General features: G+C 70.1%; 16 protein-coding genes. 10 read left to right on the forward strand and 6 right to left on the reverse strand.

Annotated features, from left to right (window positions below; genetic code table 11):
• Nucleotides 1-28 precede the first annotated feature (28 nt).
• From rhaS to J2Z30_RS34955, 5 genes are all read left to right on the forward strand, one after another.
• Nucleotides 29-1,105, forward strand: a complete 1,077-nt coding sequence (gene rhaS / locus J2Z30_RS34935; RefSeq protein ID WP_044568388.1) for a rhamnose ABC transporter substrate-binding protein — start codon at nucleotides 29-31, stop codon at nucleotides 1,103-1,105.
• A gap of 11 nt (nucleotides 1,106-1,116) precedes the next feature.
• Nucleotides 1,117-1,302, forward strand: a complete 186-nt coding sequence (locus tag J2Z30_RS34940; protein ID WP_044568387.1) for an L-rhamnose mutarotase — start codon at nucleotides 1,117-1,119, stop codon at nucleotides 1,300-1,302.
• A gap of 178 nt (nucleotides 1,303-1,480) precedes the next feature.
• Nucleotides 1,481-2,908, forward strand: coding sequence for a BNR repeat-containing protein (locus tag J2Z30_RS34945; protein ID WP_044568386.1), 1,428 nt, complete (start codon nucleotides 1,481-1,483; stop codon nucleotides 2,906-2,908).
• Nucleotides 2,909-2,910: 2 nt separating this feature from the next.
• Entirely contained in the window at nucleotides 2,911-3,936 is a 1,026-nt protein-coding gene (locus J2Z30_RS34950; protein ID WP_044568385.1) for a LacI family DNA-binding transcriptional regulator, read from the forward strand.
• 116 nt (nucleotides 3,937-4,052) lie between these two features.
• Nucleotides 4,053-5,072, forward strand: a complete 1,020-nt coding sequence (locus J2Z30_RS34955; RefSeq protein ID WP_209468967.1) for a LacI family DNA-binding transcriptional regulator — start codon at nucleotides 4,053-4,055, stop codon at nucleotides 5,070-5,072.
• Nucleotides 5,073-5,132: 60 nt separating this feature from the next.
• On the opposite strand, the gene J2Z30_RS34960 is transcribed toward J2Z30_RS34955, so the two are convergent.
• Complete coding sequence (locus J2Z30_RS34960) at nucleotides 5,133-5,492, reverse strand: universal stress protein (protein ID WP_044568383.1); 360 nt, start codon at nucleotides 5,490-5,492, stop codon at nucleotides 5,133-5,135.
• Entirely contained in the window at nucleotides 5,489-6,961 is a 1,473-nt protein-coding gene (locus J2Z30_RS34965; RefSeq protein ID WP_044568382.1) for a sugar porter family MFS transporter, read from the reverse strand. The genes J2Z30_RS34960 and J2Z30_RS34965 overlap by 4 nt, the downstream gene beginning before the upstream one ends.
• A 289-nt stretch (nucleotides 6,962-7,250) precedes the next feature.
• Here J2Z30_RS34965 and J2Z30_RS34970 point away from each other — a divergent pair, with 289 nt between their 5' ends.
• On the forward strand, nucleotides 7,251-8,261 hold the full coding sequence (locus tag J2Z30_RS34970) for a LacI family DNA-binding transcriptional regulator (RefSeq protein WP_044568381.1): 1,011 nt from the start codon (nucleotides 7,251-7,253) through the stop codon (nucleotides 8,259-8,261).
• Here J2Z30_RS34970 and J2Z30_RS34975 read toward each other — a convergent pair.
• The gene (locus J2Z30_RS34975; RefSeq protein WP_044568380.1) at nucleotides 8,232-9,338 is read right to left on the reverse strand and encodes an NAD(P)-binding domain-containing protein; all 1,107 of its coding nucleotides are present in this window, start codon (nucleotides 9,336-9,338) and stop codon (nucleotides 8,232-8,234) included. The two genes, J2Z30_RS34970 and J2Z30_RS34975, sit on opposite strands and share 30 nt — an antisense overlap.
• A 7-nt stretch (nucleotides 9,339-9,345) precedes the next feature.
• Nucleotides 9,346-9,549 carry a hypothetical protein gene (locus J2Z30_RS34980; RefSeq protein ID WP_308280201.1) on the reverse strand — a complete coding sequence of 68 codons (204 nt, stop codon included), beginning with the start codon at nucleotides 9,547-9,549 and terminating at the stop codon, nucleotides 9,346-9,348.
• A gap of 68 nt (nucleotides 9,550-9,617) precedes the next feature.
• Here J2Z30_RS34980 and J2Z30_RS34985 point away from each other — a divergent pair, with 68 nt between their 5' ends.
• The 3 genes from J2Z30_RS34985 to J2Z30_RS34995 all read left to right on the forward strand — a co-directional run bounded on the left by J2Z30_RS34985 (nucleotide 9,618) and on the right by J2Z30_RS34995 (nucleotide 11,679).
• Complete coding sequence (locus J2Z30_RS34985; RefSeq protein WP_245388783.1) at nucleotides 9,618-10,448, forward strand: helix-turn-helix domain-containing protein; 831 nt, start codon at nucleotides 9,618-9,620, stop codon at nucleotides 10,446-10,448.
• A 1-nt stretch (nucleotide 10,449) separates the two neighbouring features.
• Nucleotides 10,450-10,662: a DUF397 domain-containing protein gene (locus tag J2Z30_RS34990; protein ID WP_044568378.1), complete on the forward strand. Its 213-nt coding sequence runs from the start codon at nucleotides 10,450-10,452 to the stop codon at nucleotides 10,660-10,662.
• A gap of 393 nt (nucleotides 10,663-11,055) precedes the next feature.
• Entirely contained in the window at nucleotides 11,056-11,679 is a 624-nt protein-coding gene (locus J2Z30_RS34995; RefSeq protein WP_044568377.1) for a class I SAM-dependent methyltransferase, read from the forward strand.
• A 19-nt stretch (nucleotides 11,680-11,698) separates the two neighbouring features.
• Here J2Z30_RS34995 and J2Z30_RS35000 read toward each other — a convergent pair whose 3' ends face one another.
• Nucleotides 11,699-12,838 carry an alpha/beta fold hydrolase gene (locus tag J2Z30_RS35000; protein WP_044568376.1) on the reverse strand — a complete coding sequence of 380 codons (1,140 nt, stop codon included), beginning with the start codon at nucleotides 12,836-12,838 and terminating at the stop codon, nucleotides 11,699-11,701.
• 478 nt (nucleotides 12,839-13,316) lie between these two features.
• Here J2Z30_RS35000 and J2Z30_RS35005 point away from each other — a divergent pair, with 478 nt between their 5' ends.
• On the forward strand, nucleotides 13,317-14,447 hold the full coding sequence (locus J2Z30_RS35005; RefSeq protein WP_044568375.1) for a 50S ribosomal protein L11 methyltransferase: 1,131 nt from the start codon (nucleotides 13,317-13,319) through the stop codon (nucleotides 14,445-14,447).
• A gap of 13 nt (nucleotides 14,448-14,460) precedes the next feature.
• On the opposite strand, the gene J2Z30_RS35010 is transcribed toward J2Z30_RS35005, so the two are convergent.
• Nucleotides 14,461-15,261: an alpha/beta fold hydrolase gene (locus J2Z30_RS35010; protein WP_044568374.1), complete on the reverse strand. Its 801-nt coding sequence runs from the start codon at nucleotides 15,259-15,261 to the stop codon at nucleotides 14,461-14,463.
• Between the last annotated feature and the right edge of the window lie 22 nt (nucleotides 15,262-15,283).

The following is a 15,283-nucleotide window of genomic DNA, read 5'->3' on the forward strand; positions in this document are numbered from 1 at the left end:
CCACCCACGCACCGCGAAAGGTCTTCTCATGATCACTCCTGGACGTCGCCGCGCCGCCGCCACCGCCGCCGCGGTCTGTGCCCTGGCCGTGGCCCTGGCCGGTTGCGGCGGCACCACCAAGAAGGACAACGACAACGGCGGCGCCGCCAAGAGCGACGCCAAGGCCGACCCCGACGCCCCCCTGAAGAAGGGCCTCAAGCTGGCCTTCCTGCCCAAGCAGATCAACAACCCCTACGAGAAGATCATCGACGAGGCGGGGATCTCGGCCACCGGGGAGTTCGGCGGCAAGGGCAAGGAGGTCGGCCCCTCCGACGCCAGCGCCTCCTCCCAGGTGTCGTACATCAACACCCTGGTCCAGCAGCGCCAGGACGCCATCCTGATCGCGGCCAACGACCCCAACGCGGTGTGCGGCCCGCTCAAGCAGGCCATGAAGAAGGACATCAAGGTGGTGGCGTACGACTCCGACACCGCCCCGGCCTGCCGCCAGCTCTTCATCAACCAGGCCGGCTCCGAGGAGATCGGCCGCGGCCAGGTCCAGCACCTCGCCAAGCAACTCGACTACAAGGGCCAGATCGCGATCCTCTCCGCCACCCAGAACGCCACCAACCAGAACACCTGGATCCGCTTCATGAAGGACGAGCTGAGCAAGCCCGCCTACAAGAACATGAAGCTGGTCAAGACGGTGTACGGGGACGACGACGACCAGAAGTCCTTCCAGGAGACCCAGGGCCTGCTCAAGGCGTACCCCAAGCTCAAGGGCATCATCGCGCCCACCACCGTCGGCATCGCCGCGGCCGCCCGCTACATCAGCGGCTCCTCGTACGAGGGCAAGGTCGTGCTGAACGGCCTCGGCACGCCCAACCAGATGCGCAAGTACGTCAAGGACGGCACCGTCGAGCAGTTCGCGCTCTGGGACCCCAAGAAGCTCGGCTACCTCGGTTCGTACGCCGCGGCCGCGCTCGCCTCCGGGCGGATCACCGGGGCCGAGGGGGAGAAGTTCAAGGCCGGGAAGCTGGGCGAGTACACGGTCGGCAAGAACGGCGAGGTAATCCTCGGCCCGCCCACCGTCTTCGAGAAGTCCAACATCGACAAGTACCACTTCTGAGGCGGTCGGCGATGCGGCGGGTGTGTTTTCTGCTGAAGGTCCGCCAGGACCGGATCGAGGAGTACCGCGAGCGGCACGCGGCCGTGTGGCCCGAGATGCGGGCGGCGCTCTCGGAGACGCCGCTCTTCGAAGCACTCGACGGCACGAAACCGGACGAGGCGATGAAGCCACTCACGGAGGTCTTCCACCTAACCTGAGCGCTCCGCTGGAGGTGCCACGATCCTTGTCGGCCGACTGCGGCGCCGTCGTGGCTGGTCGCGCCCGCACGGCGGAGCCGCACATCGGCACAGCCCCGCGCCCCTTCGGGGCGCTGCCGAACCGTGGCGGACTTCCCCCGAAACCGTATGTCCAACGACGCAGAACGGAGACGCCCGGATGAGACCCCTCGCCGCCGTCGCGCTCGCCACCGCCCTGCTCGGCGCCGCGACCCCGGGCGCGACCGCGACCCCGGGTTCCGCCGCCGCCCCCGGCCCGGCCGTCAGCAAGCTCGCGGACACCCGACTCGACCCCAAGGCCCTCTACTTCGTCTCGTACGACGGCCTGGTCAACAACAACGCCTTCCAGAAGAACGGGCTGCTCACCTACAAGGGCTATCAGTACGCCGTCTGGTACACCGCCGACCGCAGCGCGGTCATCGGGCGCCGCGCCCTCACCCAGCAGAGCTGGCAGACCGTCACCCTGCCGCACCGGCTCACCGCCGATGACTCCCACAACGTCATCTCCATGGGGATCTCCCGGACCGACGGCCGGCTGCACCTCAACATGGACTCCCACAGCAGCGGCTTCTTCTATGTGAAGTCGGTGGCCGGGCTGGTGGACGACCCCGCCGGACACCCCTGGACCACCGGCCAGTTCGGCGCCGTCCAGACCACCCTCGACGGCCTCGCGCTCACCTCCCAGTTCACCTACCCCCAGTTCATCGCCACCCCCGAGGGCAGGCTTCAGCTCAGCTACCGCGTCGGCGTCTCCGGCAACGGCCGCAACGCGCTCGCCGAGTACGACGGCACCAAGTGGCGGGCGCTCGGCGAGTGGTCCTCCGCCACCGGCACCTACCGCAGCGAGCACGGCTCCAGCACCGCCCGCAACATGTATCTGCACGGCATCGACTACGGGCCCGACGGGCGGCTGCACGCCTTCTACACCTGGCGCGAGCAGAGCAACGCGGTGATGTGCGCGAGCGGCGGGCTCAGCAACCACGACACCGGCTATGTCCACAGCTCCGACCGCGGCCGCACCTGGCGCAACGCGGCGGGCGCCGTCGTCGGCACCACCGGAGGATCCGACACGGTGGCGGTCGGCGACGCCGGAACCGTCGTCGACCCCCTCAACCCCGACCACTCGCTGATGAATCAGGAGAGCCAGGCCACCGACTCCACCGGCGCGCCCCACGCCCTGATCAGCTATGTCCCCGGCCGCTTCGGACAGTGCACCACCGACTACGTCGCCGACCGGACGAGTAACGGCCATACCTTCCACGTCTTCAAGGACACGGCGGGCGCCTGGAAGAAGACCGAGATCCCGGTGGCCCCCGGCTCCACCCAGCGCAGCCACCTGGTCTTCGACGCCCACGACAACGCCTACGCCGTGATGCCGTACGGCCGGATCGTGGCCGCGTCCAAGTCCTCGGGCTGGACGGACTGGAAGACCCTCTACGACGGCAGCGGGCTGAACGCCTTCGGCGAGGTCGTCGTGGACGACACCCGGCTCGCCCAGGACGGCGTCCTGTCGTATCTGTACCAGCGGAAGTCCAGCGGCACCACGCCCTCCGCCCTCCGCGTCGTCGACTTCGCCCTCCCCTCCTGACGATGGCACCAGGCGTGGGCATCAAGGAGGTGGCGCGCGAGGCCGGGGTCTCGGTCGGCACGGTCTCCAACGTCATCAACCGCCCGGACTCGGTGTCCGAGGAGACCCGGGCCCGGGTGCTGTCCACCATCGAGCGGCTGGGCTATGTACGCCAGGAGTCCGCGCGCCAGCTGCGGGCCGGTCACAGCCGCATCATCGCGCTGCTGGTGCTGGACATGGCCAACCCCTTCTTCGTGGACGTCGCACGGGGCGCGGAGCGCGCGGCGCGGGAGGCGGGTCTTGGGGTGATGGTGTGCAACAGCGCGCAGAGCGCGGAGGACGAGGCCGACTACCTCGGGCTCTTCGCCGAGCAGCGGGTGCGCGGGGTGCTGATGACCCCGGCCGATATGACCGGGCGCAACCTCGCCTCCTTCCGGCGGCAGCCCATCCCCTTCGTCCTCGTGGACCGGGTGCTGCCCAGCGCCGAGGGGTGTTCGGTGTCGGTCGACGACGTCACCGGCGGTGAGCTCGCCGCCCGCCACCTCCTGGGCCTCGGCCATCCCACCCTCGCCTATGTGAGCGGGCCGATGCGGCTGGCCCAGTGCCGCGACCGCCGCGAGGGCGCGCTGCGCGCCCTGCGCGAGCGGGGGTTCGGCGAGTCCGCGCTGCGCCATGTCGAGGTGGACCGGCTGGACGTGACCTGCGGCCGGGACGCGGGGGCTCGGCTGCTGGGCATGTCTCCGCGCCCGACGGCGGTGTTCTGCGCCAATGACCTGCTGGCGCTGGGGGTGCTGCAGTCGCTGTACGGGGCCGGGGTTTCGGTGCCGGGGGAGGTGGCGCTGGTGGGCTACGACGACATCGAGTTCGCGGCGGCGGCCGCGGTGCCGCTGACGTCGGTGCGCCAGCCGGCGTTCCGGATGGGGCGTACGGCGGCCGAGCTGCTGATCGAGGAGACGGGGGAGCGGGGCGGGGACCATCGCCACCAGCGGATCGTCCTCCAGCCCGAGCTCGTGGTCCGCGGTTCGAGCCTGGTGCGCTCCCGTGGCTGAGCCGGGGCCCGGGGCCCGCGGCGGCCCGGTCCTGCCCGACCGGTCGAACAGCGCATTACGATGTTCCCGCGACCGCGGTGGGTCGCGGGAAGGCGGAGGCCCGGGTCGTGGGACGCATGGTGGGGATCAAGGACGTCGCGCGGCAGGCGGGAGTGTCGGTCGGTACCGTCTCGAACGTGATCAACCGGCCCGAGATGGTCGCCGAGGCCACGCGCGACCGGGTGCAGGCCGTGATCGAGCGGCTGGGCTACGTACGCCAGGAGTCCGCGCGCCAGCTGCGCGCCGGGCGCAGCCGCATCATCTCGCTGCTGGTGCTGGACATGGCGAACCCGTTCTTCGTGGACGTGGCGAGCGGTGCGGAGCGTGCGGCGCGGGAGGCGGGTCTCGGGGTGATGGTGTGCAACAGCGCGCAGAGCCCCGAGGAGGAGGCCGACTACCTCGGCCTCTTCGCCGAGCACCGGGTGCGCGGGGTGCTCGTCACCCCGGCCGATGTCACCGGCGCCAACCTGGAGGGCTTCCGGCGCCATGACATCCCGTTCGTCTTCGTGGACCGCGAGGTGCCCAGCGCCGACGGCTGCTCGGTGTCGGTCGACGACATCGAGGGCGGCGCGCTCGCCGGGCGCCATCTCATCGCCCAGGGCCACCGCTCCGTGGTCTACGTCAGCGGTCCGATGCTGCTCCCGCAGTGCCAGGACCGGCGCACCGGGCTGCTCAGCGCGTTCGCGGAGGAGGGGCTGCCGGAGGAGGCGATGGTGCACATCGAGGCCGAGCGGCTGGACGTGGCCTCGGGCCGCGACGCGGGCGCCCGGCTGCTGGGGATCTCACCCCGGCCGACGGCGGTGTTCTGCGCCAATGACCTGCTGGCGCTGGGGGTGCTGCAGGCCCTCTTCGCGGCCGGGGTTTCGGTGCCGGGGGAGGTGGCGCTGGTGGGTTACGACGACATCGAGTTCGCGGCGGCGGCCGCGGTGCCGCTGACGTCGGTGCGCCAGCCGGCGTTCCGGATGGGGCGTACGGCGGCCGAGCTGCTGATCGAGGAGACCGGCGACGAGGCCGCCTCCCACCAGCACCGGCGGATCGTGCTGCAGCCGGAACTGGTGGTGCGGGACTCCACGTTCGCGTCCAGACCGGGCGCCTGACCTGGGGGTCGCCGGTCTCGGCGGCCCCGGTGAAGACGTCGGCCCGTTACGTCGTCACGGTCAGGCCGGGGGCTTGACCGCGACGACGGGGACGGGGCTCTCCAGCAGCAGCCGCTGGCTCACACTGCCCAGCAGCGCCTTGCCCACCGGCGATCGCCGGCGGAGGCCGATGACCAGCCGGTCGACGTCGGGCCGGGCCTCGATCTCGTCCAGGACGGCGTCGACCGGGTCGCGGTCACCGGGACCGCTGCGCTCGACGACCGTGGTCCGCGGGTCCTCGGGCACCCCGGAGCGGTCCAGCGCCGACAGACGCAGATTGACCAGTACCAGATCGGTGCCCAGCAGCCGGGCCTCGGCGATTCCCGCGGTCAGCGCGTGGTCTCCCTCGCGGCCCTCGGCGATGGCGGTCAGAACGGTCATGGTGCGGAACCCTCCTTTCGGGGCGGGACGGGTGAGGAGTAGCGGGCGCGGAAGTCGTCCTCCAGTTCTTCCAGCGAGCGGCCCTTGGTCTCGGGCACACAGGTCGCGATGAAGAGGAGGGCCAGCACACCGAAGGCGGCGAAGGCGAAGAAGGTGTTCGAGATCCCCATGGCCTTCACGATGGGCGGGAAGCCGAGGGCCACCAGGGCGTTCGCCATCCACAGCACGAAGATGCTGATGCCGATGGCCAGGCTGCGGATCTTCAGCGGGAACATCTCGGAGAGGATCAGCCAGACCAGCGGACCGATGGTGGCCTGCATGGAGAAGACGAAGAGCACGACGAACACGAGGATGAACCACGCCTTCGCGGTGCCCTCGGGCATCAGCAGCGCGGAGAGACCGACGAGCAGGTGGAACGTCGTGGTCAGGGCGAACCCGCCGAGCAGCATGGTGCGCCGCTCGAGCTTGTTGATGACCGAGACGCCCACCGCGATGCCGATGACGCTGAAGGCGCCGTTGAGAGTGTTCGCGATGATGGCGGAGTCGCCCGAGAACCCGGCGTCGCCGAGCAGCTGCGTACCGTAGTACATGACGGAGTTGATGCCGGTGAACTGCTGACAGAATCCGAGCCCCGCCCCGATCAGGATGAGCACCCGCACCCATCGCACCCCGAGATCCACCCGGCCCGCGGTCTTGGCGACCCGCTCCTCCTCGGCGAGGCGGTGGACCTCCGCCATCTCGGCGCGGGCCCGCTCGGGGGTGCGGACCTGGGACAGGACCGCGAGTGCCTCGTCGTCACGGCCCTGGGAGACCAGCCAGCGCGGGCTCTCCGGCAGCCGCAGCATGCCGATGAACAGCCCGATCGCCGGAAGGAGGGCGACGAGCAGCATGAGCCGCCAGATGCCGTCCGTCTCGCCCCAGAGGTTGAAGATGACGGCGTTGATGACGAACGCGGCGAACTGGCCGGTCACGATCATCACCTCATTGCGGGTGACGATGGAACCGCGGCGCTCGGCCGGGGCGATCTCGGCCAGGTAGACCGGGACCGTCGCCGAGGCCCCGCCCACGGCGAGGCCGAGGATGAAGCGGAAGAGGGCGAGCACCTGCCAGCTCGGCGACAGCACACAGCCCAGAGTGCCGAGCATGAACACCAAGGCCAGCAGCAGGATGTTGTGGCGGCGGCCGTGCCGGTCGGACAGCATTCCGCCGATCATGGCGCCGAAGGCGGCCCCGAAGATGAGGTTGCTGACGACGATTCCCTCGGTGAGCGCGGTCAGACCGAGGTCGTCGGTGAGGGGATCGAGGGCGCCGTTGACGACGCCGGTGTCATAGCCGAACAGCAGCCCGCCGAAGGTCACGATGACCGCGACCAGGCCGAGCCGTCGTGAATGGGGACCCTTGGTGTCCGGCGGCAGTTCGGGGTCTTGGTGTGTGATGTCTGAGTCCTCGGAGTCGAGTCGGGTTTTCATCGTCGTGTCTCCTCGTGGAGGCAGCGGAGGTCATGGTCGCGCCCCGACAAGTCCGGTTGTTTCCCGATGTCGAGTGAGTGGCCGCCCGGCCGGCCACGATCGTGCGGCGGCGGAGAGGCCTTTGTCTTTTTGTCAGTACAACTAGTACGTACAAGTGGCACGTACTATGGGGGCGGCGTGTGACGCATGTCAAGACATGAAGCGCGAGGAGGCAGGGATGGGGGATCCAGGGGGCGCCGGCCGATCGGCCGAGCGGGGAACCCCGGTGGGGCGTCCCAAGCGTCCCACCATGTCCGATATCGCCGCGCGCGTCGGTGTCTCGCAGGCCCTGGTGTCACTGGTGTTCCGCAACCAGCCCGGTGCCAGTTCCGATACGCGCCGACGCGTGTTCCAGGCGGCCGAGGAACTGGGCTATCGTCCCGACACCGCCGCCCAGCTTCTGCGCCGCACGCGGAGTCGGCAGTTGGGCGTGCTGTTCACCATGCGTCAGCCGCACGACGTGGGCATCGTCGAGGCCCTGTACCCCGCCGCCCGGGAGCACGGCTACACCCTCGTGCTCAACGCCATGGTCGACACCCGCGACGAGCGTCAGGCGATGGACGAGCTGCTCGGACTGCGCTGTGAAGCCATCATCACCATCGGCACCACGTTCGAGCGGCACCATCTGGCCACGGAGGTCGGCGGGCCCTCCATCGTGGAGATCAACCCGCTGACGCGAGCCGCCGGTACGGACGTCGTCCGGACCGCCGAGCGGAACGGGATGCGCCAAGCCGTCGACCATCTCGTCGCACAGGGGCACCGCGCCATCGCGCACATAGACGGCGGCGCCATGCCCGGTGCCGAGGAGAGACGGCGCGGATACCGCGCCGCCATGCGCCACCACGGACTGGCCGACCACATCCGGGTCCACCCCGGCGACTACACCGAGGAATCCGGAGCCCGGGTGGCCCGGGACCTGCTCGCCCGGCCCGAGCTGCCCACAGCCGTCATCGCCGGGAACGACCGCTGTGCGCACGGTCTGCTGGGCACGTTCCTGCGTGCGGGCGTCAGCGTCCCCGATGACGTGTCCATCGTGGGCTACGACGACAGCCAACTCGCCCGGCTGTCCTTCATCGACCTCACCTCCGTACGTCAGGACGCCGCCGAGGCGGCCGAGGTCGCCGTCCGGGCGGCCGCCGAACGACTCGACGGCGGGCGCACCGCCGACCGGGACATCGTCCTCGACCCCACCCTCGTGGTCCGGGGGAGCACCGGCCCGGCCCGCACCCGGTCAATGCCCGACGGCGACCTTCTCCGGTGACCACTGGCTGTCGTAAGGGGCACCCAGCAGCTCCTGGATCTCCCGTACGGCGGCCCGCCCCGCCCGGTTGGCGCCGACCGTACTGGCCGAGGGCCCGTAGCCGACCAGATGCACCCGTGGATCCCGCACCGCCCGGGTCCCCTCGACGGCGATCCCGCCACCCTGTTCGCGCAGCCTCAGCGGGGCCAGATGGTCGATCGCGGCACGGAAACCGGTGGCCCAGAGGATCGTGTCCGCCTCCACATGGCGCCCATCCGCCCAGGCCACCCCGTCCGGGGTGATCCGCTCGAACATCGGCAGCCGGTCGAGAACACCCTTCTCCCGGGCCCGTTCCATCGCCTCCGTCATGGGCAGCCCGGTCACGGACACCACGCTCTGCGGCGGCAACCCCCGCCGCACCCGCTCCTCCACCAGCGCGACGGCGGCGCGGCCCTGGTCCTGGCCGAACGGCCCGGTGCGGAAAACCGGTGGGCGGCGGGTGACCCAGGTCGTCTCCGCCGCCACCTCGGCGACCTCCAGCAGATGCTGCACCCCGGAGGTACCGCCCCCGACGACGATCACCCGCCGCCCGGCGAACGCCCCGGGCCCCGGGTACCGCGCGGTGTGCAGCTGGCGGCCCCGGAAGGTCTCCTGCCCCGGGTAGCGCGGCCAGAAGGGCCGGTCCCAGGTCCCGGTCGCGTTGATCAGCACCCGCGCGGCCCAGGTCCCGGCCGAGGTCTCGACCAGCAGTCGGCCGTCGTCCCCGTCCCGTACGGCGGTGACATGCACCGGCCGGACCACCCGCAGATCGAAGGCGCGCTCATAGCGTGCGAAGTAGGCCGGGATCACCTCGGACGAGGGACGCGCGGGATCCGCGTCGTCGCTGGTCAGCCGCATGCCGGGCAGGTCGTACATCCCGTGCACCTTGCCGTACGTCAGCGACGGCCACCGGAACTGCCACGCCCCGCCGGGCGCGGGCGCGTGGTCGAGCACCACGAAGCCGGTACCGGGCTGGTACCCGGCCCGCCTCAGGTGATAGGCCCCGGACAACCCCGCCTGCCCGGCACCGATGACCACGACGTCCACGCTGTTGTTCATGTTTCTACTAACTCTGCTCGGTCGCGGTCTCTTCCCGGTCCTCCAGCCGCCGCCCCCGGCTCTCCGCCACCCGTAGCGCGTCATGCAGCGCCTCGGCGAGCCGATGCCCCACGAACCGCAGCTCACGGGCGTTCGCGTGGTGGTCCCGGAGCAGCGGCCGCGCATGCCCGAGAAGGTCGGCCCCGGTCCGTAGCTGTACGGCTTCCACCACGGCATGGCAGGCTCAACCCACCGGGAGGCATACTCGTGGCAGCACCAACAGGACCCACGGTCCGTCGCATGCAACTCGGCTGGGAGCTCAAGCGGTTGAGGGACAAGGCCGGATTCACCCTGACGGAGGCGGTGGACGGGTTGACGTTCTCCCCGTCGAAGCTCCATCGCGTGGAGAACGGGCTGACCGGCCTCAAGACCACCGCGGAGCTGCGGACTCTGCTGGACCGCTACGGAGTCGAGGAGGAGGACGACGTTGTTTTCCTGGTCGAGATCCACCGGGACTCGCTCAACCGGGGCTGGTGGTCGCTCTATCGCAGTGTCCTGCCGTCCGGCATGGGGATGTACATCGGGCTGGAGAGCGGTGCTCGGAGCATCCGGGCTTGGCAACCGAATGTGGTCCTAGGGTTGTTGCAGTCCGAGCGATACGCCCGTGAGTTGTTTCAGGCGGCGAAGTCCATTGAGGAGACGACGACTGAGTTCGTCGAGCGACACATCCAGATCCGTATGGAACGTAAGCGGGCCCTGACTCGTAGGGAGGGCCCGCTGGAGCTGTGGGCCATCCAGGACGAAGCCTCGCTGCGCCGGGTGGTCGGGAGCCCGGACGTGATGCGCGAGCAGTACGAGGAGATCATCAGGGTCGCTCAACTCGACAACGTGACGGTGCAGATCCTCCCGATGTCCACGCCCACCTACCGTCCAGGTTCCAACTTCACCCTCCTGGAGTTCGGTTCACCGTTGCCGACGGTTGTGCAATCTGACGTCGCCGATGGGTCCGACATCAGTGACAAAGACACCACGATCTGGTCCTTCTCTCGCAGGTTCGAGGGCTTGCGCGCAGCGGCTCTCGCCCCTGGTGAGACTCCAGCATTCCTGCAACGACTAGCACGAGAGGTCTGACATGACCCACCGCATAGCGTCCGACACCGCGCCGGAAGGCGCATGGTTCAAGTCCTCCTACAGTGAGGCGAACGGCACCGCGTGCGTGGAGATCGCGCACCTGCCCCACACCGCCCAGGTGGGCATCCGCGACTCCAAGGACAAGAGCGGCCCTGCCCTGGTCGTCCCGGCCGGGGCCTGGGCCGAGTTCGTCGCCGCGGTGTGCGAGGTCTGACGGCGCTGGGGACGGGCGACCAGGCGCGGGCATCGTCTCGCGCCTTCGGCGCATATGAGCAGCGGCGGCGGGGGGCGGGGGCACGGCGCCGTCGCCGTCCGCCGGGCCAATGGAGCAGCCCCTCCCACGTACCCCCTCAGAAAACCCTTGATCTGCCGCAACTAATCTGTCAAACGCTTTCCAGGGGTACCCCCGCAGTCCGGACCGGCCCTCAACATGGGCCGACGGTGGCCGCCACCGGGCCCTGCCCCCACCGGCCAGGTGGTCGGCGACGGAGCCCGGCCAGGGCACCCCCGGCCCCATGCTCAAAGGCGCCGAAGGCGCGAACGGCGCCGCACCGACGCCCGAAAACCGTTCGCGGAACGCACCGGCCCCCAACTACGGTGCTGCGCCGTGGACATTGACGACCCCAAGGACGTGGTCAGGCGCGGGTACGACGCGCTCTCCCGCCATTACGAGCAGTCCTACGCCACCGAGACCAAGTACCAGCCCTGGCTCCGCGCCCTCCAACAGCGCATCCCGGCCGCCGCCGCCACCGTGCTGGACCTGGGGTGCGGGAGTGGCGTACCAGTGGCCCGCACCCTGGCCTCGGCCGGGCACCGGGTGACCGGTGTCGACATCAGCGAGGTACACATCAGCCGGGCGCGGCAGCTCGTGCCCGAGGCCGAGTTCCGCCAGGCCGATGCCACGGCCGTGGAGTTTCCGGCGGCCTCCTTCGACGCCGTGGTCTCCCTCTATGCCCTGATCCACATCCCCCTGGACGAACAACCTCCCCTCCTCGCCAGGATCGCCACCTGGCTCCGGCCCGGCGGCTGGTTCCTGGCCACCACCGGGCACACCGCCTGGACCGGCAGCGACGACAACTGGCTCGGCGGTGGCGCCACCATGTGGTGGAGCCACGCCGACGCCGCGACCTACCGGACGTGGCTCACCCAGGCCGGACTGACCGTCGAGGGAGAGGAGTTCGCCCCCGAGGGCGACGGCGGCCACGCCCTGTTCTGGGCGCGGCGACCGTGACGTGCCTCGGGACCTCGTCTCAGCCGAGGGGCCCGTCCTCACGCCCGGCAGCCTCATCCGACTTCTGCCAGGCGCAACTGCCGAGCGTGGCCCGGCCCTTCTCGACCAGCGGGTCGGCGATCCGGGCAGGTGGCATCGTGCTGTGGCCCCGGTAGCAGATGACCGTGCGGTCCGTGTGTCCGGCGAGGTCCACGAGGATCTGGTCCCAGTGCCGGTACTGCACATCGTGTCCCGTGTCGGCGTAGCTGCGCACGGCCGGCTTGCCGGGCAGGTGCTGCTTCCAGGTGTCGATCGTGCTGGGCGGCACGGTGGTGTCCTTCTTCCCGCTGTAGATGGTGACGGGGGCCGTCAGCTTTGACAGATCGGGGCCGGGCCGCTGGCAGTAGAGCTTCTGCTCATGCACCTGAGCCGCGGGGTCTGCCTTCTGGCCGCGCTGGTTGTAGGTGCGGGCGCCGTCCTCGAAGGCGGTGTCGGCGAAGCCGGGGATGCGCTTGGTCGGGCTGTCGTCCGGGAGCGCCCACCAGACCCGGGGGTCGGCGATCTGCTTCTCCAGGGACTTGCCCAGCTCCTCGTCGGACATCGAGCAGTACGGAGGCCGGGTGCCGTACGGCGGCAGGGCGGCGGCCAGGTGCAGCGACGACACGCGGTCGGGGGCCAGGGACGCCAGTTCGGCGGCGTACGGACCGCCGCCCGAGATGGCGATCACACTGACCTTGCGCACCCCGATACGGTCCAGCACCTGCAGCGCGTCCTTGGCGAAGTCGGCCCTCCCCAGGCTCTTGTCGAGCTCGGTGTCGCCGAAGCCGTTGCGCTCGACCGATATCAGCCGCAGCCCGAGGGACTCCCGGGTGCTGCGCAGGAAGTCCGTCATGTGCGCCACCCGGGCGCTGGTGCCCGTGCCGCCGATGTAGAGCACCGGCTTGCCGTCCCGGGGGCCGTCGTCGATGTAGTGGGCGGTGCGGCCCGAGTCCAGTTTCAGCGCCCGGACCTCGGGGCCGAGCGAGTCGAAGTCGTCCTGGATGTGGGCCCGGTGGACATCGGTGGCATGCGGCTCGCGTGGCGCGGTGGCCGTGGCGGTGGCGCTCACGACCCCGGAGCCGGTGAGCAGGACGGTGGCGACGGCGGTGGCGGCGATCCCGGTGACGAGGGCTCTGGGCACGTGTCTCTCCTGGCCGTAGGGGGAGGGCGGCGTTGATCGGGTCGAACGAACGGCCACCTACCCCCTCCGATCCGGAAGACACCAGGCGGGAGCGCCGCCGTTTGGCGTTACAAGCCTGTCGCGCCAATAATCGGGGATAACCAGCCTGGGTATTGGTGACGACTATTTTCGGACGGTCCGGCGCCGGATCCGGTGGCTCAGCCGCGAAATTCAGCCGAATGCACTTCCCGAAGCAACCATCGCTATGGTCGCGAACATGTCAATTTCCCGCCGCGTCTGCCCCATGGGTCCATCGCTAGGCGTCCGGGCGGGTGTGACATGGAGCGCTTGTTCGGGTTGCATCCGAGCGCTTTTACATTGCTTTAACCGTGCTATGTTCGGACTTTATTCGTTCATGGTGCATTCTATTCCTAGGGAATTCCGGGTTTTCGGGGCTGGCATGCTGGTCCCGAAAAGCCCCCCCAGGAAAGGTTGAAGAATGCAGTATTCCTTCATCGCGGAGTTAGCCGCGCCGGGGCGCAAGGTGCCGGTGCGGGCATGTGATCCCGAGTCGAACCCGGTGTGGCTGTTCGCCTCGATCGGCGAGTACCCGGTGTACGACGACGTCGCGTACGAAGTGATGATCAAGGACGAGCGCCGGATGAACCGGTATGTCGAGGCCGTCCGGCGCTACGCCCCCGGCCGGACGGTGCTCGACATCGGCACGGGGAAGGACGCGGTGTGGGCGCTGGCCGCCGCCCGCGCCGGGGCGCGGCATGTGTGGGCGGTGGAGGTCATCCCCAAGTCGGCGCGGATCGCCAGGGAGACCATCGAGGAGGCGGGCTTCGCCGACCGGATCACGGTCGTCGAGGGACTCTCCACCGAGATCGAGCTCCCCGAACCGGTGGACATGTGTGTCTCGGAGATCATCGGCACGCTCGGCGGCTCCGAGGGTGCGGGCTCGGTGCTGCGGGACGCGCGGAAGCGGCTGGTGAGGCCCGGCGGGGTGTTCATCCCGCACCGCAGCGTCACCACCGCCGTCGCCCTGGACCTGGGCAGCGCGGGGCGCGGTGAGCCGCTCGGCTTTCCGCCGTTCGTCTTCCGTTATGTGGAGGAGGTGTTCGCCTCGGTGGGCCGCCCCTTCGATCTGCGGGTGGTCCTGGAGGGGCTGCAGGACAATCCGAAGGTGCGGGAGCGGTCGTATCTGTCGGGCCCGGTCGAGGTGGAGCCGCTGGAGTTCAACGGCGACCTGGACCCGGAGGGCACCGACGGCGCCATGCTGACGTTCACCGGAGAGGGCAACTTCTCCGGGCTCGCGCTGGGCATGCGGCTGTGGGTGGCCGAGGACGACGAGCCCATCGACTCGCTGGTGCAGTCGAGCAGTTGGACCCCGGTCTACGCGCCGCTGGCGGAGGAGGGCCTGCCGGTGCGGCCGGGCGACCGGTTCGAGTTCGACTTCACCACGACGCTGAGCGACGACGGCGTACACCCCGACTACGCGCTCACCGGCGAGCTGCACCGGGCCGACGGCCCGGCGGTGCCACTGAGCTGGAGCTCGACCCACCACGGGGACGGCTTCCGCGCGACCCCCTTCTACCGCTCGCTGTTCCCGGGGCCCGGAGGGCCCTGAGCCCGCGCCATAGTCAGCCGCCCGCCACCTCGGCGGAGGCGACGGCTTCCCGTACGAGCCGGGTGAACTCCTCCGGGCGCTGTTCGGGGAGCGGCACACCGGCCCCGGGCACGATGTGCCCCTTCGCCGACAGCGCCCGCACCATCGGCTCGAAGCTGGGCATCGACGGGTCGTCGTCCTGTCCGCAGATGACCGTGGCCGGGGCGGCGATCCGGGGCAGCCGCTCGTCCATCGCGAACAGCCGGATGGCGATATGCCCGTCCTCCACCCGGTCCAGCACCCGCAGGGCGTCGGCCATGAAGCGGTTGAGCGCGGCCTCCTGCCCCGGCTCGTAGAAGTGTCTGCGCCGGTTCCACAGCTCCAGGAGGTGGGAGCCGTCCGGATTCGGCCGCACCCAGTCGACCGGGCGTTTCCACACCGCGCGGGCGCGCTTCTCCGGGGTGATGAACGGGGTCGCGGAGAGCGTCAGGCTCCGCACCCGGGAGCCCAGGCGGGCCGCCACCTCCGCCGCGATCACTCCGCCGGTGTGGTGCCCGACCAGGTGGAACGTATCGAGCCCGAGCCCGTCCACCAGGTCCTCGACCCCGTCGGCGAACATCTCGACGCTCTGGTCGTCCGCGGGTTTCGCCGACGCCCCGTAGCCGACGGTGTCCATCGCGATCGCCCGGTGCGTGGCGCCGAGCAGCGGAAGCACATCGCGGTACTCGGCCCAGGACCGCGGGGTCTGGTGGAGCAGCAGCACCGGCTCGCCCTCGCCGCACTCGACGTAGTGCAGCTGGCCGAACCGGCTGGGGGCGTAGTGGGCGGTCAGCATGTGCGCTCTCCTGACGTGGCGG

This window comes from Streptomyces iranensis (genome assembly GCF_017874715.1).
In the GTDB taxonomy this organism is placed as follows: domain Bacteria; phylum Actinomycetota; class Actinomycetes; order Streptomycetales; family Streptomycetaceae; genus Streptomyces; species Streptomyces iranensis.